The following is a 20767-nucleotide window of genomic DNA, read 5'->3' on the forward strand; positions in this document are numbered from 1 at the left end:
GTATGAGGTCGATCACGCGGGGTTATTTTATCTTGTGATTTATGTTGCTTTAATGTGTGAAATTGAAGATAGATTATTAAAACAGTCACACAAACAACACCAGGCACAATAAAAAACAAAACCTATAAGAGAGCGAAGCAATGATGAATCAACGTTATGCCGCGATTGATCAGGGGACCACCGGCACCCGGGTCGTGGTGTTCGGCGAAGACGGCAGGCACCATTCGCCGGCCAGCATGCCGCACAAGCAGATCACCCCCAATCCGGGCTGGGTGGAACACGACGCCCTGGAGATTCTGGCGAATATCCGCCGCTGTCTCAGCCAGTGCGACATGGTGGACGCCATCGGTTTAGGGCATCAGGGCGAAAGTCTGCTGGCCTGGGACGCCGACAGCGGCCTGCCGCTGTACAACGCCATCGTTTGGCAAGATCAGCGCACCGAGCCGGAGATCCAGCGCCTGAAACGCGAAGGCGTCGAACCGCTGGTGATGGCGAAAACCGGCCTGCCGCTCGATACCTACTTCTCCGCCAGCAAGATGGGCTGGCTGATGAACAACGCGCCGGGGGCCAGGCAGCTGGCGCAACGCGGCCGCCTGCGGCTCGGCACCATGGACGCCTTCTTCCTGTTCCACCTGTGCGGCAGGCATCTCACCGACTATAACTCGGCCTCGCGCACCTCGTTGTTCAACATTCATACCCTGCAGTGGGACGAGGAGCTGTGCCGTTTGTTCGGCGTGCCGATCGACAGCCTGCCCGAGGTCAGAGACAACATCGGCCACTTCGGCGACGTCGTGCTCAACGGCAAACCGGTGCCGCTGACGGCCTGCATCGTCGACCAGTTTGCCGGTACATACGGCCACGGCTGCCATCAACCTGGGCAGATGAAGATCACCTTCGGTACCGGCGCTTTTTTACAGGCGATCACCGGGCCGCGTCCGATCGATGCCGGCGAGTCCGGCCTGTTGCCCACGCTGTGCTGGAAGCTGCCCGGCAGCGAGCCGGTGTATGGCCTGGACGGCGGCGTTTATAACGCGGCCTCCGCCATTAACTGGGCGAGAAAGATAGGCCTGTTCAACGATTTCGATGAATTCGGCGATTTCCCGGCCCATCCGGCCATCGCGCGCGGCCTGGCCTTTGTACCGGCGCTCTCCGGGCTGGCCTGCCCGTACTGGGATCGCTCCGCCGCCGGGATGTGGGCCGGGCTGTCGCTGGAAACCGAACGCAAGGATCTGCTGCAGTCAATACTCGAAGGCATCGCCATGCGTTCCGCCGAGGTGATCAACGCCATGGATAAGTTGAAACCGATCGGCGACAGCATTTCGGTGGACGGTGGTCTGTCCGCCAACCGCTATTTCACGCAGTTCCTCGCCAACCTGATCCAAAAGCGCATCGTTACGCCCGCCAATAAAGAGATCACCGCTCAGGGCGTGGCTCTGTTGGCGCGTAAAGGGCTGGGCGTGGAACAGCCGCTCAAGGTGCTCAACCGCTATGAAGTGACGGAGCCCACCGAGGTCGATATGGCGGTCTGGTTTGCCCGCTATCAGGAAATCATCGCGCGTTCGCGCGGCTTACGTTCATCGCAGGAGGAACACCATGGCTGAGTTCGGTAATTTCATCATCTATATCATCATGGCCGGCACTCTGATCGGGGCGTTGGCGTCGATCGTCAAACCGGAAGGCGAACTGGGACGTGAGTTCGTCAACGGCATTCACGCCATCGGCCCGGTGTTTCTCGCCCAGGCGGGCATCATGGCGGCGATCCCAATCATCTCTTACCTGATCATGTACAGCATCGGCCCCTTCTTCTCGGCGCTCGGCTCCGACGCCTCGATCGCGGCGCTGGCGGTGATCGCCGTGGACATGGGCGGCTATCAGTTGGCTGACGCCATCGCCGCCAACCGCGACATGTGGATCGTCGCCATGTTGGTGGGCTACACCTCCGGCGCCAGCATCGTGTACCTGATCCCGGTCGGGCTTATCATGCTGAACCGCGACGACCATAAATATCTGGCGCTGGGCGCCATGGCGGGCCTGATCAGCATTCCGTTCGCCGTGCTGATCGCCCTGGTGACCATCACCTTCAACAACCTGCCGGTCAGGGAGATTATCTCCACCACGTCACCTGCCGCGCACTATCTGCAGTTGGACTTGCTGCAGGCGCTGCGGCTGCTGTCCCCGCTGTTCGCCCTGTGCTTCCTGTTGGCGTTGGGGCTGAAGCTGCGGCCGGCGGCGATGGTGAAAGGGTTCCTGATCTTCGGCAAGGCGGCGGATGCCTTTATCAAGCTGGTGTTGGCGCTGTGCATCATCGAGCATTTCACCGGTGTGTTTAAAAAGGTGTTCGGCGGCTGGGTATTCGATCCGTTATTTGCCGACAAAGACGAATTATTCCGCGCTATCGAGATCGCCGGTTATATCGGCATTATGTTGGCGGGCACATTCCCCATTTGTTATTTATTCCAGCGCTATTGCCGCAAGCCGATGCATTTCATCGGTAAAAAGCTCGGTTTATCGGATACAGGCGCGCTGGGCTTTATTATGGTATTGGCCAATATCATCGCCGTTTATCACCTGTTCAAAGGCATGCGCGCCCGCGATAAGGTGCTGTGCGTGGCCTTCGGCATCTGCGCGCAAGCCACGCTGGGCGATCACCTGGCATTTACCGCCAACTTCCAACCTTCGCTGGTGCTGCCGATCATGATGGGTAAATTCCTCGGCGGCATGATTGCTGTCCTGATCGCCATCAAGATCTCGGTGCCGGAAGCCGAATTGCTGGAAAAAGAACAGACGCAAAGGCAGTCGACGGCCATCGCCGCCGCCGCTCGCTAAATTTATCCCTAAGCCATAAAAATAAACGGGGCGCCGCCTCACGGGGAAGCTGCGCCCTTTTTTCGCCCCGGACATCAATGATTGAGAGAACAAATGCTAATGAGAAAAATATTTTTAGCCTGCCCCTACAGCCACGCCGACGCCAACGTCGTGCAGCAACGCTTTATCGCGTGCAACGACGTCGCCGCCGCTATCGTACGCGCCGGCAGCGCCGTTTTTAGCCAGGTCAGCATGTCACATCCGATCAACCTGTGTTTGCAAGAGCTCGACAAAACCGCCATCGGCAAGCTGTGGGCGCCGATCGACGCCCTGTTCATGGCGGCGATGGATGAGTTGATCGTGCTCGATTTGCCGGGTTGGCAAGAGAGCGGCGGCATCAAGCGCGAGATGGACGCTTTCGCCGCACGCGGCTGCCGCGTCAGCCTGTGGTCTGAGGTCGCGGGCGAGTTCAACTGAGGCGTGCGCCCCGCCGCTAAGCGCGACGGGGCAGCGGCTTATTTGCCGTTGGCCAATTCGCCGTACACCACCTGGCCGCGGAAACCGCGCCGCACCTGCTGGAACAGCTCGCGGAACGCCGGGTAATCCTGCGCCTGGCACAGCGCTTCCTTGCCGCGAATGGCGTTCACCTGCAGGCGGTGATTGACGGTCACCTGCTGCCCGTCGCGCCGCCACGCCACGCGATAGTCGCCCGCCGCATTGCGGAACTGTCTGTCTTGCGGAATGGCGATGATCGGCACGTTGGCCGGCAGCTGCAGACGGTAGGTTTCGTCGTAGCGCTGTGCGCTGCAGTAGAACGGCGTTTCGTTGTCCGGTGCCGTCGTGGTGGTATACAGCGTGCGGAACGATTTGCCACCGGGCGGATTAGGCAGCGTCATGCCGCCCACCACGCCGAAATCGACGTAGTCGTCCGCCTTGAAGCGGAAGCGGTAACCGAACTGTTTTTTGAGATCCAGCGGATCGCTGTTCATCGCCACTTCGCCGCTGCCGTCGATACCGGAGGCGGACATGATCGACGCTTCGGCCTGCGCCCGGTTCTGCCGGTTGATCTGCGAGAAATAGCCCCGCAGGTCAATTTCTTCCACTTCGCTCAGCCGACGCTCGGTTTGTCCGTGCAGATTGCCCGCTTTGTCAAACACGAAATCGACGCTCAGCGCGCTCTTGACCGGCTGCTCATCGCTGCCCGGCGTGCGCGCCAGCTTGGCGTCGCGCGTCAGCAGCACCGGCGCCCCCAGATCGCCTTGCGGCAGTTGCCCGAACCGCGCCCAGGGGTTGGTGGAGTCCAGGTACAGTTTGAACTCCGGCACATAGGTGATGGCGTGATTAAAGCGGCTGAGCAGCGGCACTTTAGGCAGTAACGGGCCTTCATCCATACCGATCAGCACCGGTGAGCTTTCAATACCCTTGGCAGCGAGCAGCGCCTCCAGGATCACCACGTGGTCCTTACAGTCGCCGTAGTGGTTGTCGAGAATGCTCTGCGCCGAATTCGGCTCCAGCCCACCGTTGCCAAGATACACCGCCACGTAGCGAATGTTTTGCGCCACCCAGCGATAGAGGGCCTCCGCCTGCTCGCGCCGATCGCTGATGCCGGCGGTGATGTTGTCTGCCAGTGCCTGGATGCCCGGCGTCACCTTCGCCGCCGCACCGGCCTTCAGCTGATAGGCCTTGGCCAACTGCGGCCACTCGCGGTAGGTGCTCGCCATGATGGTCGGGCTGAAGGTCCAGCTGTCCGCTGCCCAGTTTTGTGATTTCATCGGCGCGCTGCGCGAATAATGCCAGCGCCAGTGCGCTTGGCCGTTGCGGATCTGCGGCTTGTCCCCGCCTTCCACGCCACGCGTGAAGATATGCATCGGCAGCTTGGCCGGTGCCTGCAGGGTCACTTCGGCGTCGTCGAACTGATCGAAAACGCTGAACGTCTCCCACAGGCCGAAGTAGTCGGGGAAATACGGGGTGTTTTGCGTGCGGCGCAGCTCATACACCACCCGCGAGCCCGGCGCCAGGTTGGAGAACACGATGACGCGCACTTTGCGGTCGGCATACAGCGGGGCCGTGGCGCTGGAATAACTCTCCTGGGTATAGATGCGATCGGGCGCCACGTCGTGCCGCTGGCCGTCGGCAGTCAGCGTGTAGGCGGCGACCACCTCCAGCGTTTCCATTTTTTCGCTGTAGCTCAGGCGGATCTGGCTGAATTTTTCGACCGCCGCCTTGGTCTTCAGCAGCACTTCGTAGCTTTCCGTCTTCACGTTGGTGGCGTTGGCGTTGACGCGGTAATCCGCGCGATAGCGCACGAAGCTGAAATCGTTGTTGGCCGTGTCGTTCTGGCCCTGATCCGCCGCGACGGGCGGTGTAGCGGCCAACACGGTGGCCGGGTGCGTTGCCGTCAAACCGGCGAATAACAGCAGGGAAGGAATAGCGATTTTCATCTTCGGTCCTTGAAGGGCAATAAACGGCGACGCCGGGCTACGCGCCCGTCCCGGCGTCAAAACAGGCGGGCACACTAATATAATTGAGAATCATTTTCAATAAACGGACCTTCAACGCCCGGGCTAACCCTGTTCTATCAACATCACGGCGGTGGTCTCCGGCTCCAGCGCTTCGAAAACGTGCTCGCGATCGGCGGAGTAGCTGATGTAATCGCCGGCGCTCAGCTCCAGCGGCTGCTCCGCCGGCCCGAGGCGCGCTCGCCCGCTGCTGATGATCACATGCTCGACGGTGCCGGGGGGATGTGGCCGGGAAAGTTTCGCCTCTCCGGGTTGCACCCGCAGCCGGTAAATGTCGCGCTGCGCGCCCGGCGGGCAGGTGGCCAGCAGCGTGGCGGCGTAGTTGCCCTGCTCCGACAGCGCCGGCGTTCCCTCATGGGCGCGGATCACTTGCACCGGCCTGCTGGGTTGCGAAATCAGTCGGCTGACCGGCACGTCCAGCGCCATCGCCAACGCCCACAGCGTTTCCAGGCTGGGATTACCGCTGCCGGCTTCGAGCTGCGACAGCGTGGACTTGGCGATGCCCGCGCGCTTCGCCAGCTCGGTCACCGACAGGTTCAATCGCTCACGCTCGCGGCGGATCGCCGCCGACAAGAGGCCGATCGGCGTGATGTTCTGCATCAGGTTATTGCTCATCGTTCGTTATATCATCCGTTTGTTCGACTTGACGAACAGCTGCATGTGTATTCATCATAATGTCCAATTGTTCATTTTAATGATTAAGCGGCTTCACCACAAGCATGGTCAGGCAGCGAGGGCAACAACATGAAAACAAAGACGCGCGGCGCAGTGCAAATGATCCTCGCCATGACCATCTCAGGCACCGTCGGTTGGCCGGTACTCGTTTTAGGGCAGCCGCCCACAACGGTGGTGTTTTGGCGCTGCGCGTTCGGCGCGCTGGCGATGCTGGCGACCTGCGCCGCACTCGGTCAGTTGAAGCTCGGCGCGATCAACCGGCGGCAGCTGGCTGTCGCCATCCTCGGGGGTATCGCGCTGGTGCTCAACTGGACGCTATTGTTTGCTGCCTACCAGCATGCTTCGATCGCTGTCGCCACCGTGACCTACCATGTTCAGCCGTTTATGTTGGTGGCGCTAGGGGCGCTGCTGTTCGGCGAAAAACTAACGGCTAACCGGCTGGGCTGGCTTCTGCTGGCGTTCGCGGGGATGGTGTTGATCGTCGCCGGCCGGCAAAGCGGCGGCAGCGGCGATGACTACCTGCTCGGCGTGGTACTGGCGCTCGGTGCGGCCCTGATGTACGCCATTGCGGCGGCGATCGTCAAACGGCTGGCCGCGTTGCCGCCGCAGCTCATCGTGTTGATTCAACTGACCGTTGGCACGTTGGCACTGGCACCGTTCGCCGGCCTGGCCACGCCGCCTGCGGCCCCCATCGACTGGCTGCTGCTGGCAACCCTCGGCCTGGTGCATACCGGTTTGATGTCCACGTTGCTCTATGGCGCCATTCAGAAGATCCCCACGGCCCTGGTCGGCGCCCTGTCGTTCATCTACCCGGCGGTGGCGATCGTGGTGGACTGGGCAGTGTTCGGGCACCGTCTCAGCCTGCTGCAGCTGCTGGGCACGCTGGCCATTCTCGGCGCGGCAGCGGGCATGAACTTCGGCTGGCGATGGACGCTCGCCGCGCACCGGGCCGGTAAAATCGGTTAATCCCGCCCGACGGGCAAGCTATGCACAATAAGGCATTCGCCTTGTGTCCGGCGCGGTGCTATTTATTTAAACCGTGTAGGGTAGAAGGAGTTTTCTATGTGGCATCACCGCCTGCAACGGCGCATCCGTTTCAGCTACTGGAACGAACTGTGCGTCACCAAAAAATAAGGGAAGGCGCAAGCCTTCCCTTTTGTCATTCACCGCTCAGATCAGAAACGGTCGGTTTTCACCACGTCGTCGAACGGCAGTTTGCCGATGCGCGGATAAGGTTGCCCCGCCGCCTTGCCGATGGCGACCATCAGCGCGATCTGATAGTGCGCCGGCTTATTGATAATCTCACCCACCGCGTCGAAATCAAATCCGTCCATCGGGCAAGAGTCGTAGCCCTGCGCCTTGGCCGCCAGCATCAGCGTCTGGGCGAAGATGCCGCTGCTGCGCATCACTTCGTCGCGCTGCACCTGCGGCTTACCGCGATAATACTGATCGACGGCCGGGATCATGAACTGCTGTACCGGCTCCGCCGCCTCGGCCCAGACGTTTTTAACCTGTGACTCCCAGCTCGACAGATCGCCGCACAGCACGACCAGCATCGATGCGTCGGTCACCTGCGCCTGCCCCCACGCCGCTTCGCGAATTTTCTCGCGCTGCGCGCGATCTTCGATCAGCAGCGGGCGCCAGTGCTGCAGGTTAAACGCGCTGGGTGCGCCCTGCAGCGCAATGTTCAACAGCGCTTTTTTCTCTTCGAGCGTCATCACGTACTGCGTATCGAACTGCTTGGTGGCGCGGCGTTGGCGGATCGCGTCTAACGTATTCATTTTACTGCCTCTGTCCATGTGAAAAGGTCTATTGTCGTCACCGCGGCGCGGCTGTCCAGCCCCAGGCGGCTATTTCTGCGCGGTTTCGGCGCGCAAACGGCTGACCTGCGCCGCCAAGTCCGGCCACGGCGCCTGACCGGCGTAATGTTGCCGCAGGTAGTTGAGCAGAATGGCGATCTGCGCGTCATTCAGGTTATGGCGAAAACCCGGCATATAGCCCAGCTCGGCGTTCGCCGGCCGCTGTATGCCGTCCAGCACCACACGAATGGCGTTGTCCGGCGCATCGGCGAACAGGTTGGTGTTCAGCGCCAGAGACGGCCGCACCCCCGCCATCTGCGCGCCTTTTTCCTGCGCATGGCAAGCCATGCAGGCGCCGGAAAACAGCCGTGCCCCTTCCGAACTCAGAGGCTCCACCTGCCGTTCCGCCTGAGCGTTTAACGTTGCCGCCGTAGCGCCCGCCGCCGTTTCAGGATGATAGCTGCGCAGATAGACGGCGATCGCCTGCAGATCGGCCTGCGGCAAGCGCGACAGCCCTTCTTCGATCACCGGCGCCATCGGGCCGGCGGCGACGCCGTGGTTGGCCGAGTAGCCGGTGCGCATGAAATCGACCAGATCCTGCTGCGTCCAGGCGAGCGGCGCGGGTGAGCGGCCGGTCAACGCTGGCGCCGTCCAGCCTTCCGCCACGCCGCCGGCCAGGTGCTCGTCACCGGTTTTCTCGCCGAACAGCACGTTGCGCGGCGAATGGCAGGCGCTGCAGTGCCCCAGCCCTTCGACCAGGTACGCGCCGCGGTTCCAGTCGGCGCTTTGGGCCGCCTGTTCCAGCATCGCGCCCGGCGTCAGGAACAGCAGGTTCCAGGCAAAGATGCCCTGGCGAATATTGAACGGAAAGTGCAAATCGGTGGCCGGCGGCCGGTACTTGACCGGCGGCTGCGACATCAGATAGGCATACAGCGCCTGCAGATCCTCGTCGCGAGTGCGGGTAAAGGCGGTATAGGGAAACGCCGGATAGAGATAGCGGCCCTGGCGATCGACGCCGTGGCGCATGGCGCGTTCGAACGCCGCGTAACTCCAGCTGCCGATGCCGGTTTCCACGTCCGGCGTGATGTTGGTGGTGTAAATGGTGCCGAAGGGGATCTCCATCGCCAGCCCGCCGGTGTTGCGCTCACCACCCGCACGGGTGTGGCACACGGCGCAGTCGCCGAGGTCGGCCAGCGTTTTGCCGCGCGCGATCTGCGCCTCGCTGAAACGGTGGGTCGCATCGGCGGCGAGCGGCGCGATTTCCGGCTGCCTACTGGCGACCACGCCGGCCACCACAACGGCGATCGCCGTGACGCCGCCCCACCCGACGATTTTTTTCATCTTACTCATCTTTGCTGTCCTTGTTCGTTACGGGGGATTAATGGCCGGCCTGGGCGCGCAGCGCGGCGAGCACCCGCGCCGGCGTAAACGGCACCTCGCGCAGACGCACGCCGAGCGCGTCAAACAGCGCGTTGCCGATCGCCGCCGCACTCGGTACCGAGGCGGACTCGCCGGCACCCATCGGCGCTTCGTCCGGGCGGTCAATCAGCTGGATATCGATCTGCGGCAATTCGTCGAAGCGCAGGATCGGATAGCCACCCCAGTCCAATGACGTCACCCCCGTCTCGTTAAAGGTCACAAACTCTTTCAGTACCCGGCTGGCGGATTGGATAATGTTGCCGTGCACCTGATGGCGCACCCCGGCCGGGTTGATCATGCGCCCGCAGTCATGCGCCACGAAGATTTTATCGAGCGTGATCTGCCCGGAAAGGCGGTTGACGCTGAGATCGCACACCCAGGCCGCCCAGGCGGCGCCAAAGCCGGGGAATTTGCTGTGGAAGTAGCGGGCATAGGCGAAGCCGCGGCCGCTCACCACTTCGGCGCCGGCGGCGTGCGACCGGTACGCCGGGCCGTCTTGCCAGTTGGCTTGCCGCTTCAGGGCCTCAATCAAGGCCACCGCGCGCGGATCGCTCAGGTAACGCAGGCGAAACGCGATCGGGTCCTCGCCGGCGTGCCAGGCCAGTTCGTCGATCCAGGATTCATGGGCGAACACGTTGGGCAGCGCCGAAACGCCGCGCATCCACGACGCCCGCACGATCGGCGCGGCGTCCTGACAGATCACCCGCATGTGCGGATACGCGTATTGCGGAATGGCGGTGCGATCGCCCATCTGTTGCACGTCGGCCCGGTTGGCCACCTTGCCGGTCAACACCAGCGGCAAGGTCACCGCATTGTTGGAGGGATAGCTGGTTTTCAATTCGTAGGCCGCCACCCGGTTTTGCGCGTCGAGGCCGCCGCGTACCCGGATCAGCTGGCCGGTGCCCTTCGGCTCCCAGCCAGATTCCTGTTCGCGCATCAGCTGCACCCGCACCGGGCGGCCGGTGGCCCGAGCCAACAGCGCCGCGTCCGCCGAGACGTCGTCGGCGCAGTTGCGGCCATAGCAGCCGGAGGCCTCCATGCGGGTGATGTGCACCTGCTCAGGCGGCAATTCCAGCAGCGTGGCGATGTCTTTGCGCAGATCGTGCGGGTTTTGCGTGCCGGACCACACCTGCGCCCGCCCGTCTTTAACCTCCGCCACCGCGCAGGAAGGGCCGATCGAGGCGTGCTGATGGTAGGGCCAGACATAGTCGGCCTGCACTTCGGTATGCAGCGCCGCCAGCGCGGCGTCCGTTCCCGCATCGTCGCGCAGGACGCGGTCGGTTTTCGGGTTGGCTTCCAGCGCGGCGGGCAGCGCTTCCGGCGACAGATCCGGCAACCCGGCCCAGGGTTGCCATTTGGTTTTCAGCTGGCGCATGGCGGCGATCGCCTGCTCCTCGCGCTCGGCCACGATGCCGATGAAATCGTTGATCACCACCAGTTTCACGATGCCCGGCAGGTGCGCGATCGAATTTTCATCCACCGACAGCAGGCCGCCGCCCAGCGGGGCGCTGCTGTCGGCGCCTACGTAAGGCGGGCGCACCACCCGGCCATGCAGCATGCCGGGCAAGCGCAGGTCGTGCACGTAGGTCAGCCCACCGCTCACTTTGGCCGGAATGTCGACCCGGGCAACGGCGCGGCCGACGTAGCGATTCTGGTGTTCGCTGTTCAACTGAACGTTTTTATCCAGCATCACGTGCAGATTCTGCCCACTCGCCAGCTGTGCATAGCTCAGTGAGCGCCCCGGGTTTTTGGTCACAAATACCTGCCCCGCCGCCGCCGTCAGCTGGTCGGCCGGCAGTTCGAAGGCTTTGGCCGCCAACGCCGTCAGCATGTGCCGCACCTGCGCCGCCGCCTGTCGCAGCGGCACCGACGTGACCTGAATGGTGGCGCTGGCGATGGTCGGCCCCTGATCCGGCGTGCGCTGCGTATCGCCAAGGATCATCGTGACGTGCTCGAACGGCACGCAAATTTCTTCGGCGACGATCTGCGCCAGCGCGGTGCGAATGCCGGTACCCAGATCGACGTGACCATTGAAGGCCGTTACCCGGCCGTCGGCGGTGAGGCTGATAAAGCTGTCCACCCGATCCAGCGGCAGATCGGCAGGCGCTACAACCGCCTCGGCGGCGAAGGCGTTAAACGGCGCGGGCAGCAGGCTGCTGACCATCACCACCCCGCCGGCCTGCAACAACTGGCGGCGAGTCAGTTCGAGGCGGCTCATGCTTGCCTCCGTGCTGCCAACAGATCGCGGGCGCGCTCGGCGGCGTGCAAGATCTCAAGGTGAGTGCCGCAGCGGCACAGGTTGTAGGCCAGCGCTTTCTTGATCGTTTGCTCGTCCGCCTCCGGCTCGCGTTCGAACAACGCGACCAGCGTCATGATCATGCCGTTGGTGCAGTAACCGCACTGCGCCGCCTGCTCATCGACAAACCCCTGCTGCACTGGATGCAGCGCGTCCGGTGTGCCCAAGCCTTCCAGGGTAGTGACGGATTTGCTTCCTACGGCGGACAGCGGCATTGAACAAGAGCGCGCGGCGACGCCGTCGATCAGCACCGTGCAGGCGCCGCATTCCCCCAGGCCGCAGCCGTATTTGGGGCCATTCAATTGCAGATCGTTGCGTAAAACGTACAGCAGCGGCGTGTCGGGCGCGAGATTGCCGAGTGGAACCACCCGGCCATTAACATTGATTTCCATGGTGAAACTATCCCTTAAACAAACGGATTTAATCCGTAACATCACTGCGAAGAACAATTGAGCAGCGTGCTAATAATTATCATCAAAAGACATGATGATGTTAAGGGAATGTAGCCGCCATGGCTTTAACGAAAAGTGGGTATTTCCTATAAATTTCCTATAGATAAGCTCGGTTTTATGATTGCTGGCCGTGATTATTGTCGATCGTCAATTCGGCCTCGGCGCCGTCAACCAACAGCCGCACGCTGGCTTCGAACAGCGCGTCTGCGCCCTTATCCTGCAATGTTTCCCAGCCTTCGCACAGCAGCGGGTAACGCCGGCGATCGGCGTCATTCAGCGCATCGTCCGACTGCATTTGTTGCTCTTCCAGCACCCAGCCCACCACGAAACGTCCGACGGCGAACAGCAGATTAACGGCGCGTTCCGGCGTCAACCCCGCCCGACACAGCAGCGCCACCTTGGCCTCAATGATGGCGAATTGCGGTTCCTGCGGCCGGGTGCCGGCATGCAGACGCGCGCCGTCGCGGTAAGCCAGCAGCGCCCGACGGAAATGGCTCGCATTGGTAACGACCCAATCCTGCCAGGGCATGTCGGCGGGCACCTCTTCACGGTGATCCAACATGATGGTTTCCGCCATCGCCTTCAGCAGTTCGGCCTTGTTCTTGAAATGCCAATAGAGCGTGGGAGATTGCACCCCCAAATGTTGTGCCAGGCGACGGGTGCTCAGGGCATCGATGCCGATGTCATTCAACAACGCCAGCGCCCCGCGCAGGACGGTCTCTCGCGTTAAACGCGTCGCGGTATTTTTTTCGCTCATCTCTCTATCACTGATAGGGTTACTATGGAATACTCAATACTCTATCACTGTTAGAGTCGCAATTTTGAAAAAACCTATGCTGGTTATTTTGTTGACGGTATTGCTGGATGCGGTAGGCATCGGCCTGATCATGCCTATCCTGCCGGCGCTGTTGCGCTCACTGGGCGGCCTCGACGCCGGCAGCGTGCATTACGGCGCGCTGCTGGCGGCGTATGCGTTGATGCAATTCCTGTTTTCACCGATCCTCGGCGCACTGAGCGATCGTTTCGGCCGGCGTCCGGTGCTGTTGATTTCGCTCGCCGGCGCGGCGGCCGACTATCTGCTGATGGCGTTCGCGCCGACGCTGGCCTGGCTCTATCTGGGCCGGTTGCTGGCGGGCATCACCGGCGCCAACATGGCGGTCGCCACCGCTTACGTCACCGATATTACCCCCGCCGGCCAGCGCGCGCGGCGTTTTGGCCTGGTGGGCGCGGTGTTCGGCGTCGGTTTTATCGTCGGTCCGCTGCTCGGTGGATCGCTGGGCGAATGGCATCTGCATGCCCCCTTCCTGGCGGCGGCGGCGATGAATGCCCTCAACCTGATCATGGCGTTTTTCCTGCTGCCGGAATCGCGTAAACCCCGCGCCCGCGCCGCCGAGAAAATCCGCCTTAATCCGTTTTCGTCATTGCGTCGGCTGCACGGCAAACCGGGCCTGCTGCCGCTGGCCGGTATTTACCTGATCATGGCGCTGGTTTCACAGGCGCCGGCCACGCTGTGGATTTTATACGGTCAGGATCGTTTCGGCTGGAGCATGATGGTGGCGGGCCTGTCGCTGGCCGGTTACGGCGCCTGCCACGCGCTGTCGCAGGCCTTCGCCATCGGCCCGCTGGTCGCACGGCTCGGCGAGCGCAAGGCACTGCTGATCGGCCTGGCGGCCGACGCGCTGGGTCTGGTGCTGTTATCGATCGCCACCCGCGGCTGGGCGCCCTTTGCGCTGCTGCCGTTCTTCGCCGCGGGCGGTATGGCGCTGCCGGCGCTGCAGGCGTTGATGGCGCACAAGGTGGACGACGATCATCAGGGCGAGCTGCAAGGGACGCTGGCCAGCATGGGCAGCCTGATCGGCGTCGCGGGGCCGCTGGTCGCGACGGCGCTGTACGCCGCCACGCGCGATGTCTGGCCCGGCCTGGTCTGGGCGTTGGCCGCCGCCCTGTATCTGTTGGTTCCGCTGTTGCTGGCGCGTTCGCGTGAGCGTGACGCGGCGTAGCGTCGAGCTCACCCTCTCCCGATTAAGCTGATTTATGGCTAAGCAAGGCATTATTCAGCATAAGCGGGCGCTTTACACGCCACTGCGCCGCTCATTATCATCGCCCTTATCCCGCCGCAGGAAAATTTAAATGCCGTTTCATGGCGTTACGCCCAGCGCGTCATCGCTACCGTTCACTTCGCCTATCGGAAGATCATGATGAGAAAACTCACAACGCCGCTGATCGCCGCCCTGCTGCTCGGGCTGTTTAGCCTGCCGGCCGGCGCGCAGGAGAAACTGCAGCAAATCACCATCGGTTACCAAAAAGCCAACATTTTTGCGCTGCTGAAATACCGCGGTACGCTGGAAAAAACCCTGGAGCCGCAGGGTATCAAGGTTCGCTGGATAGAATTCCCCGCCGGCCCACAGATGTTGGAAGGGTTGAACGTCGGCAGCATCGATCTGGCGGCGACCGGCGACGCTCCGCCGGCCTTCGCGCAAGCCGCCAAGGCCGATCTGGTTTATTTGGCGCATTCGCCGCCCAGCCCGAAAACCGAAGCCATCGTGGTGCCGCAGGATTCGGCGATCCGCTCCGTGGCCGATCTGAAACGGAAACGCGTGGCGTTGAACAAAGGGTCTGACGTCAATTACCTGCTGGTGAGCGCGCTGGAACAGGCCGGCTTGAGCTACAAGGACATCACGCCGGTCTATCTGCCGCCGAGCGATGCCCGCGCCGCCTTCCAGCGCGGCAGCGTCGACGCCTGGGTGATTTGGGATCCCTACTACGCCGAGGTGGAAACCCATGCCAACGCCCGTCGGCTGAAAGACGCGGAAGGCCTCGTGCCGCACTACACCTTCTATCTCGCCAGCCGCCGCTTTGCCGAAACCTACCCGGACAGCGCCAAGCAGGTGATTCAACAGCTCGGCGTGCTGAGCGACTGGGCCAACGGCCATCCGCAGGAAGCGGCGGCGATCCTCGCTCAGAGCACCGGCCTGGATCAGGCCATTTGGGCCAGAGCCATCGCCCGCATGCCGTTCGGCAGCCAGCGCATGTCGCCGGAGGTGTTCAGGCAGCAACAGCAGTTGGCGGATAAATTCACCGCCATCGGGCTGCTGCCGGTTAAGGTGGACGTCAACGCCGCCCGCTGGTCCGAAGATAAACCCGAGACGCCATAGCCTTTGCCGCGCTTTGGCTTTAGAAAGCAGAAACCGGCATTTTGCCACCGGAATAAGCTGACCTATGCTAACCCTGTGTGATGAAACGCGTTTTCATGGCATGTCTTCCGGAACGTTTTGCTTTAATTTGTTCGTCGTGAACCCTGGGCCGCGCCTGACTGGTGCGGCTTTTCTTTTTGCCCGGCAGTGCCAGCGGCGGTGAATTTTGCTATGTTAACCCGCAGATAAGCTTCCCGTTTTCAGCCGCCGGACCGACTCATGTTTACCCATAAAGCAATCGCCGAGCTCAACGCCCTGGAGCTGATGGTTTATACCTACGTCAGCAAACACAAGAATCAAGTGATGTACATGACCATCCGCGAGCTGGCCGAGGCCGCCGGCGTCTCCACCACCACCGTGCTGCGGTTTTGCAAGAAAATGGGCTGTGACGGCTATTCGGAATTTCGCATTCGTTTCAAGCTGTATCTGGAACAAACCGATGCGCCACCGGTCGATTCTGGCATCGGCGAAATCCTCAGCTTTTTTAAAAGCATCAGCAACGAAGAATTTAATCAGCTGATCGATCAGGCGGTGCAACATATCGCCGCCGCCGAGCGAATTATTTTCGTCGGCATCAGTACGTCGGGCGCATTGGGGAAATATGGCGCGCGTTTCTTTTCCAACGTCGGGAAATTCAGCACCCATATCGACGATCCTTATTATCCCGTCAACAGCGATATGTATAAAAACGCGGTGGCGATCATGCTGTCGGTTTCTGGTGAGACCGAAGAGATCCTGCGTTTGGCCAGCCAGTTCAGCCTGCACCACTGCAAGATCATCAGCATCACCAACAACGAAACCTCTTCGCTGGCGCGGCTGGCGGACTTCAACCTCTCCTACCACGTTCCGCAGCATTTGATCGGCGGGCATCACAATATTACCACGCAGATCCCCGTACTTTACATTATTGAAACCATCGGCAAACGGCTCGGGCATATTAATTCGGAAAAATAAAACAGGCTGTTTTTTTATTGTGACAAATCACTTTTCACGGTGATTTGTTATATCGTGACATTTCTTTCGGTCTTGCTACTCTGTTCTCAACGCAGCGTTATTACCCTTCATTAAATAAACCGATGAGACATTGACGATGAAACAGTTGCCGAAGGATTTTCTGTGGGGGGGCGCGGTCGCCGCGCACCAGGTTGAAGGCGGTTGGGATCGGGGCGGCAAAGGGCCAAGCATCGCCGACGTGCTGTCCGGCGGCTCGCACGGCGTGGATCGCGTGATGACCGACGGCGTGCTCGACGGCTATCGTTACCCCAACCACGAAGCGGTGGACTTCTACGGCCGCTACAAGCAGGACGTGGCACTGTTCGCCGAGATGGGCTTCAAGTGTTTTCGCACCTCGATCGCCTGGACGCGCATTTTCCCGAACGGCGACGAAGCGACGCCGAACGAGGCCGGCCTGCAGTTTTACGACGACCTGTTCGACGAACTGCTGAAATACGGTATTCAGCCGGTGATCACCCTGTCCCACTTCGAAATGCCTTACCATTTGGTGAAAGCTTACGGCGGCTGGAAAAATCGCCGGGTGGTGGAGTTCTTCGTGCGCTTTAGCGAGGTGGTGATGCGTCGCTACCGCGAAAAAGTGAAGTACTGGATGACCTTCAACGAGATCAACAACCAGAGCAACTACCGCTACCCGCTGTTCGGCTACTGCTGTTCCGGCGTGGATTACACCCAGGAAGACAACCCGGAACAGGCGCTGTACCAGGTGTTGCACCACCAGTTCGTCGCCAGCGCGCAGGTGGTCAAACTCGGCCATCAGATCAACCCGGAATTCAAAATCGGCTGCATGCTGGCCTGCGTGCCGTTCTATCCTTATTCCTGTAAACCGGACGACGTGATGTACGCCGTGGAAGCGATGCACCAGCGCTATCTGTATACCGACGTGCAGATGCGCGGCTACTACCCAAGCTACCTGCTGCGCGATTGGGAACGCAAAGGGCTGAAGATCGAGATGCAGCCGCAGGACGCGCAGATCCTGCGCGAGGGCTGTACTGACTACATCGGTTTCAGCTATTACATGAGCAACGCGCTGCAGGCCAACGCGGTGGACGGCAGCGGCGGCATGTTCGGCTTCCCGGGCAACGTGCCGAACCCGCACGTCAAGGCCTCCGACTGGGGCTGGCAGATCGATCCGGTCGGGCTGCGCTATTCGCTGAACGTGCTGTATGAACGTTACCAGAAGCCGCTGTTTATCGTGGAAAACGGCTTCGGCGCCTTCGACAAGGTGGAGGCGGACGGCCAGATCAACGATGACTATCGCATCGACTATCTGCGCGCCCATATCGAAGAGATGAAGAAAGCGGTGATTGAAGACGGTGTAGATCTGATCGGCTACACGCCGTGGGGCTGCATCGACTGCGTGTCGTTCACCACCGGTGAGTACAGCAAACGCTACGGGTTCATCTACGTCGACAAACACGACGACGGTACCGGCACGCTCGAACGTTCGCGCAAGAAAAGCTTCGACTGGTATCGCCAGGTGATCGCCAGCAACGGCGAACAGCTGTAACCGCACGACAGACAATCAGGGGCGATTTTCGCCCCTTTTTACTGTGCCTTACTCCGCCGCCTGCCCGGCGGCGAGGTACGTCGCCATTTCCGCCGACGGCACCATGCCGCCGCCGGTCGCCCACACCAGATGCGTCGCCTGCGCCAGGTGCTCGGCGCTGATGCCTTGCTCGCTGAGCGCCTTCGCATGGGCGGCAACGCGCCACGGTCCGGCCATGCCCGCCAACGCGGACGGCTCCAGTTGGATATGCTCGTACCGGTCCAACAACCCGAGCAGCGCAAACATCTCTTCATCGCTGAGAGTGTAAAACGCGTTCAGCAGACGTTCCATCGCCCGGCCGACAAAGCCGGAGGCGCGCCCCACCGCCAGCCCGTCCGCCGCCGTGCGGTTGTCGATGCCGAGATCTTGCACCGCAATGCCGTCATGCAACCCGCTGTAGACGCCGAGCAGCATGCAGGGCGAATGGGTCGGTTCGGCAAAAATGCAGTGAACGTGATCGCCGAACGCCAGCTTGAGGCCAAAGGCCACACCGCCCGGCCCGCCGCCAACGCCGCACGGCAGATACACGAACAGCGGATGCTGCGCGTCCACCACAATGCCCTGTTCGGCAAATTGCCGCTTCAGGCGACCGCCGGCCACCGCGTAGCCGAGGAACAGGGTTTGCGAGTTTTCATCATCGATAAAGAAGCAACTCGGATCGTCCGCCGCCTGTTTGCGCCCTTGTTCGACCGCCACGCCGTAATCGTCGGCGTACTCCACCACCGTCACGCCATTTTCGCGCAGCTTCTGTTTTTTCCACTCTCGCGCATCCGCCGACATGTGCACGCTGACGTCAAACCCCAACCGGGCGCTGATGATGCCGATGGATAATCCCAGATTGCCGGTCGATCCGACGGCGATGCGGTACTGGCTGAAGAATTGACGGAACTCGTCGGAAAACAGCCGGGCGTAGTCGTCGCCGGTGTGCAGCAGCCCCGCCTCCAGCGCCAGCTTTTCCGCGTGCTTCAGCACCTCATAGATGCCGCCGCGCGCCTTGATTGAACCGGAAATCGGCAGATGGCTGTCCTTTTTCAACAGCAGGCGTCCGCCCAACGTCTGCCCATAGCGCCGATCCAACGCGAGCTGCATGGCAGGGATCGCCACCAGCTCGGATTCGATGATCCCCTTTGTGGGTTGGGTTTCCGGGAAGGCCGCGGCGAGATAAGGCGCGAAGCGCGCCAGGCGCTGCTCCGCGTCGGCGACGTCGGCGGCGGTCAACCCGACGTGGGGCAAGCCTGCGGCCAGCGTTGTCGCGCGTGGATTGAACCAGGTGATCGGCTCTAGCGCGACCATGCGTTGCAACAGCGGATGCTGGGCGACCCACGATAGGATCTGTGATTTCTGCATAAGTGTCCCTGACTGAGGTTGGCGTTGCCGTCACCTTGCCGCGAACGCCGGCGGCTGACAAATGATAAATTCTGAGCTTGAGGTGCAATAGATTGATGCAAGTGCGACGTTAGCCGGCCGTCACGCCAAACAGCAGGCCGACGCCGGAAGAAACCGCCATCGCCAGTGCGCTCCAGATGAGGATGCGCGCCACGCCCGGCAAGATCGGCGCCCCGCCGGTTTTCGCGGCGATGCCGCCGAGAATGCCGAGGGAAATCAGCGCCGACGCCACCAGCGCCGGCCGCGTCCAGGCGACCGGTACCCGCAGCGCCACCAGCAGAGGCAACAGCGCGCCGAGAGAGAAACTGAGGGCCGACGCCAACGCGGCCTGCAGCGGCCGGGCGCGGGTGGCAGAGGAAATGCCCAGCTCGTCGCGCGCGTGGGCCTCCAGCGCATCATGCGCCATCAGCTTTTCCGCCACCTGCCGGGCCAACGCCGGATCCAGACCGCGATGCACGTAGATTGACGTCAGTTCGCGAAACTCCCCCGGGTAGTCTTCAAGCAGTTCCGCCTGTTCCTCCGCCAGCGCGGCCTTTTCGGTATCCGCCTGCGATGAGACCGACACATACTCGCCGGTGGCCATCGACATTGCGCCGGCCACCCACCCGGCGACACCGGCGATCATCAGCGCGGAATGCGAGGCGCTGGCCGCCGCGACGCCCAGCAGCAGGCTGGCCGTTGAAACGATGCCGTCGTTGGCGCCGAGCACCGCCGCCCGCAGCCAGCCGATGCGTTCAATACTGTGCCGTTCTCGGTGCATCCGTTCTCTCCCTCAGTGAGCGTTGCACTACTCGCGCGCCGCCGCTTCCAACCCGGCGATGTCGATTTTGCCCATCAACAGCATCGCTTCCGTGACACGCCGCACGCGGGCGGCGTCGGGATCGTTCATCAACTCCGTCAGGCGCCGCGGCACAATTTGCCAGCACAGCCCCCAGCGATCGCGCAGCCAGCCGCACTGCTCCGCCTCGCCGCCCTCGCTCAACGCGCCCCACAGCCTGTCGACCTCCGCCTGATCGTCACATTCCACCATCACGGAGAAGCTGTGATTGAACGGATCCAACGGCCCGGCTTCGATCGCCGCATAGCGCTGGTCGCCCAACGTGAAGGAAGCCAGCTTCACGCTGCCGGCCGGGCCGCTCGGCGTATCCGCCGGCAGCTCGGAAAACCAGTTCACGGACGAACCGGGGATCAACGCGACATAGCAATTCAGCGCCGCTTCCATGTCTTTTTCAAACCACAGATGTTGCGTAATTCTGGCCATCTGTGCCTCCTTTACGCATCGAGGATCGGAGCGAAACCGCCGAAGATCATGCGTTTGCCGTCGAACGGCATCTCGCCCAGCGCTTTCATGCGCGGGTCGTTCATCATTTTTTCGTTGGCGGCGTCGCGTACCGTCTTGGAGGGGTACTCTATCCAACTGAACACCACCACTTCGTCTTCCTGGGCTTTCACCGCGCCGCGAAAGTCGGTAAGTTTGCCGTCGGGCACGTCATCGCCCCAACATTCCACGATGCGCGTGGCGCCAAACTCTTTGAACAGCGGCGCCGCTGCGGCCGCCAACCGGTGATAGGCCTCCTTATTGGCGGCCGGTACCGCCACCACAAACCCGTCTACGTATTTCATTCTGGCATCCTCTTGTCTGATTAAGGACCGTCGGTTCAG

At 61.7% G+C, this 20767-nt stretch carries 19 protein-coding genes; 8 read left to right on the forward strand and 11 right to left on the reverse strand.

Going from position 1 to position 20767, the window contains the following annotated elements; all coding sequences use genetic code 11:
• Positions 1 to 140: 140 nt before the first annotated feature.
• The 3 genes from ACJ8IL_RS00735 (at position 141) to ACJ8IL_RS00745 (ending at position 3282) form a co-directional block, all read left to right on the forward strand.
• On the forward strand, positions 141 to 1601 hold the full coding sequence (locus ACJ8IL_RS00735; RefSeq protein ID WP_261424568.1) for an FGGY-family carbohydrate kinase: 1461 nt from the start codon (positions 141 to 143) through the stop codon (positions 1599 to 1601).
• Positions 1594 to 2826: an ethanolamine utilization protein EutH gene (gene eutH, locus ACJ8IL_RS00740; protein WP_033643135.1), complete on the forward strand. Its 1233-nt coding sequence runs from the start codon at positions 1594 to 1596 to the stop codon at positions 2824 to 2826. Before ACJ8IL_RS00735 ends, eutH begins: the two co-directional genes overlap by 8 nt.
• A gap of 99 nt (positions 2827 to 2925) precedes the next feature.
• A complete protein-coding gene (locus tag ACJ8IL_RS00745) occupies positions 2926 to 3282 on the forward strand; it encodes a DUF1937 family protein (RefSeq protein ID WP_049205691.1) in 357 nt (118 codons plus the stop codon).
• Positions 3283 to 3320: 38 nt separating this feature from the next.
• On the opposite strand, the gene ACJ8IL_RS00750 is transcribed toward ACJ8IL_RS00745, so the two are convergent.
• Together ACJ8IL_RS00750 and ACJ8IL_RS00755 are read right to left on the reverse strand one after the other, a co-directional pair.
• Complete coding sequence (locus tag ACJ8IL_RS00750) at positions 3321 to 5246, reverse strand: DUF3857 domain-containing protein (RefSeq protein ID WP_147823824.1); 1926 nt, start codon at positions 5244 to 5246, stop codon at positions 3321 to 3323.
• 123 nt (positions 5247 to 5369) lie between these two features.
• Entirely contained in the window at positions 5370 to 5939 is a 570-nt protein-coding gene (locus ACJ8IL_RS00755; protein ID WP_043143518.1) for a helix-turn-helix domain-containing protein, read from the reverse strand.
• 129 nt (positions 5940 to 6068) lie between these two features.
• On the opposite strand from ACJ8IL_RS00755, the gene ACJ8IL_RS00760 reads away from it, so the two are divergent.
• Positions 6069 to 6965, forward strand: a complete 897-nt coding sequence (locus ACJ8IL_RS00760) for a DMT family transporter (RefSeq protein WP_060433110.1) — start codon at positions 6069 to 6071, stop codon at positions 6963 to 6965.
• A 209-nt stretch (positions 6966 to 7174) separates the two neighbouring features.
• On the opposite strand, the gene ACJ8IL_RS00765 is transcribed toward ACJ8IL_RS00760, so the two are convergent.
• The 5 genes from ACJ8IL_RS00765 to tetR all read right to left on the reverse strand — a co-directional run bounded on the left by ACJ8IL_RS00765 (position 7175) and on the right by tetR (position 12722).
• Positions 7175 to 7780, reverse strand: coding sequence for a nitroreductase family protein (locus ACJ8IL_RS00765; RefSeq protein ID WP_025302894.1), 606 nt, complete (start codon positions 7778 to 7780; stop codon positions 7175 to 7177).
• A gap of 69 nt (positions 7781 to 7849) precedes the next feature.
• Positions 7850 to 9148 carry a c-type cytochrome gene (locus ACJ8IL_RS00770; RefSeq protein ID WP_442516294.1) on the reverse strand — a complete coding sequence of 433 codons (1299 nt, stop codon included), beginning with the start codon at positions 9146 to 9148 and terminating at the stop codon, positions 7850 to 7852.
• Positions 9149 to 9176: 28 nt separating this feature from the next.
• Complete coding sequence (locus ACJ8IL_RS00775) at positions 9177 to 11435, reverse strand: molybdopterin cofactor-binding domain-containing protein (protein ID WP_442516295.1); 2259 nt, start codon at positions 11433 to 11435, stop codon at positions 9177 to 9179.
• Positions 11432 to 11905, reverse strand: a complete 474-nt coding sequence (locus tag ACJ8IL_RS00780; RefSeq protein ID WP_025302897.1) for a (2Fe-2S)-binding protein — start codon at positions 11903 to 11905, stop codon at positions 11432 to 11434. Before ACJ8IL_RS00780 ends, ACJ8IL_RS00775 begins: the two co-directional genes overlap by 4 nt.
• A gap of 175 nt (positions 11906 to 12080) precedes the next feature.
• The gene (gene tetR / locus ACJ8IL_RS00785; RefSeq protein WP_043143511.1) at positions 12081 to 12722 is read right to left on the reverse strand and encodes a tetracycline resistance transcriptional repressor TetR; all 642 of its coding nucleotides are present in this window, start codon (positions 12720 to 12722) and stop codon (positions 12081 to 12083) included.
• Between tetR and tet the strand changes: the two genes are divergently transcribed.
• The 4 genes from tet to ACJ8IL_RS00805 all read left to right on the forward strand — a co-directional run bounded on the left by tet (position 12646) and on the right by ACJ8IL_RS00805 (position 17680).
• Positions 12646 to 13965 (forward strand): Tet(A)/Tet(B)/Tet(C) family tetracycline efflux MFS transporter, encoded by a 1320-nt coding sequence (tet, locus tag ACJ8IL_RS00790; protein ID WP_127145938.1) that lies wholly within the window; start codon positions 12646 to 12648, stop codon positions 13963 to 13965. The genes tetR and tet overlap by 77 nt on opposite strands.
• 198 nt (positions 13966 to 14163) lie before the next feature.
• A complete protein-coding gene (locus ACJ8IL_RS00795) occupies positions 14164 to 15120 on the forward strand; it encodes a sulfonate ABC transporter substrate-binding protein (RefSeq protein WP_173888855.1) in 957 nt (318 codons plus the stop codon).
• 258 nt (positions 15121 to 15378) lie between these two features.
• Entirely contained in the window at positions 15379 to 16113 is a 735-nt protein-coding gene (locus ACJ8IL_RS00800; protein WP_173888764.1) for a MurR/RpiR family transcriptional regulator, read from the forward strand.
• Between the two features lie 130 nt (positions 16114 to 16243).
• Entirely contained in the window at positions 16244 to 17680 is a 1437-nt protein-coding gene (locus tag ACJ8IL_RS00805) for a 6-phospho-beta-glucosidase (RefSeq protein ID WP_173888763.1), read from the forward strand.
• Between the two features lie 48 nt (positions 17681 to 17728).
• Here the strand turns inward: ACJ8IL_RS00805 and ACJ8IL_RS00810 are convergent, their stop codons facing one another.
• The 4 genes from ACJ8IL_RS00810 to ACJ8IL_RS00825 form a co-directional block, all read right to left on the reverse strand.
• The gene (locus ACJ8IL_RS00810; protein WP_173888761.1) at positions 17729 to 19066 is read right to left on the reverse strand and encodes a D-serine ammonia-lyase; all 1338 of its coding nucleotides are present in this window, start codon (positions 19064 to 19066) and stop codon (positions 17729 to 17731) included.
• Positions 19067 to 19175: 109 nt separating this feature from the next.
• Positions 19176 to 19865, reverse strand: coding sequence for a VIT1/CCC1 transporter family protein (locus tag ACJ8IL_RS00815; protein ID WP_060433114.1), 690 nt, complete (start codon positions 19863 to 19865; stop codon positions 19176 to 19178).
• Positions 19866 to 19892: 27 nt separating this feature from the next.
• On the reverse strand, positions 19893 to 20366 hold the full coding sequence (locus ACJ8IL_RS00820) for a VOC family protein (RefSeq protein WP_025302904.1): 474 nt from the start codon (positions 20364 to 20366) through the stop codon (positions 19893 to 19895).
• Positions 20367 to 20377: 11 nt separating this feature from the next.
• The gene (locus tag ACJ8IL_RS00825) at positions 20378 to 20728 is read right to left on the reverse strand and encodes a DUF1428 domain-containing protein (RefSeq protein ID WP_060433116.1); all 351 of its coding nucleotides are present in this window, start codon (positions 20726 to 20728) and stop codon (positions 20378 to 20380) included.
• Positions 20729 to 20767 lie beyond the last annotated feature (39 nt).

The organism is Serratia sp. CY47444, from assembly GCF_052168635.1.
GTDB lineage: Bacteria > Pseudomonadota > Gammaproteobacteria > Enterobacterales > Enterobacteriaceae > Serratia > Serratia bockelmannii.

Bases quoted from the DNA above. Each gene is read 5' to 3' on its own strand.
- ACJ8IL_RS00735 (WP_261424568.1), top strand. From the start codon at position 141: ATGATGAATCAACGTTATGCCGCGATTGATCAGGGGACCACCGGCACC.
- eutH (WP_033643135.1), top strand. From the start codon at position 1,594: ATGGCTGAGTTCGGTAATTTCATCATCTATATCATCATGGCCGGCACT.
- ACJ8IL_RS00745 (WP_049205691.1), top strand. From the start codon at position 2,926: ATGAGAAAAATATTTTTAGCCTGCCCCTACAGCCACGCCGACGCCAAC.
- ACJ8IL_RS00750 (WP_147823824.1), bottom strand. From the start codon at position 5,246: ATGAAAATCGCTATTCCTTCCCTGCTGTTATTCGCCGGTTTGACGGCA.
- ACJ8IL_RS00755 (WP_043143518.1), bottom strand. From the start codon at position 5,939: ATGAGCAATAACCTGATGCAGAACATCACGCCGATCGGCCTCTTGTCG.
- ACJ8IL_RS00760 (WP_060433110.1), top strand. From the start codon at position 6,069: ATGAAAACAAAGACGCGCGGCGCAGTGCAAATGATCCTCGCCATGACC.
- ACJ8IL_RS00765 (WP_025302894.1), bottom strand. From the start codon at position 7,780: ATGAATACGTTAGACGCGATCCGCCAACGCCGCGCCACCAAGCAGTTC.
- ACJ8IL_RS00770 (WP_442516294.1), bottom strand. From the start codon at position 9,148: ATGAGTAAGATGAAAAAAATCGTCGGGTGGGGCGGCGTCACGGCGATC.
- ACJ8IL_RS00775 (WP_442516295.1), bottom strand. From the start codon at position 11,435: ATGAGCCGCCTCGAACTGACTCGCCGCCAGTTGTTGCAGGCCGGCGGG.
- ACJ8IL_RS00780 (WP_025302897.1), bottom strand. From the start codon at position 11,905: ATGGAAATCAATGTTAATGGCCGGGTGGTTCCACTCGGCAATCTCGCG.
- tet (WP_127145938.1), top strand. From the start codon at position 12,646: ATGTCATTCAACAACGCCAGCGCCCCGCGCAGGACGGTCTCTCGCGTT.
- tetR (WP_043143511.1), bottom strand. From the start codon at position 12,722: ATGAGCGAAAAAAATACCGCGACGCGTTTAACGCGAGAGACCGTCCTG.
- ACJ8IL_RS00795 (WP_173888855.1), top strand. From the start codon at position 14,164: ATGAGAAAACTCACAACGCCGCTGATCGCCGCCCTGCTGCTCGGGCTG.
- ACJ8IL_RS00800 (WP_173888764.1), top strand. From the start codon at position 15,379: ATGTTTACCCATAAAGCAATCGCCGAGCTCAACGCCCTGGAGCTGATG.
- ACJ8IL_RS00810 (WP_173888761.1), bottom strand. From the start codon at position 19,066: ATGCAGAAATCACAGATCCTATCGTGGGTCGCCCAGCATCCGCTGTTG.
- ACJ8IL_RS00815 (WP_060433114.1), bottom strand. From the start codon at position 19,865: ATGCACCGAGAACGGCACAGTATTGAACGCATCGGCTGGCTGCGGGCG.
- ACJ8IL_RS00820 (WP_025302904.1), bottom strand. From the start codon at position 20,366: ATGGCCAGAATTACGCAACATCTGTGGTTTGAAAAAGACATGGAAGCG.
- ACJ8IL_RS00825 (WP_060433116.1), bottom strand. From the start codon at position 20,728: ATGAAATACGTAGACGGGTTTGTGGTGGCGGTACCGGCCGCCAATAAG.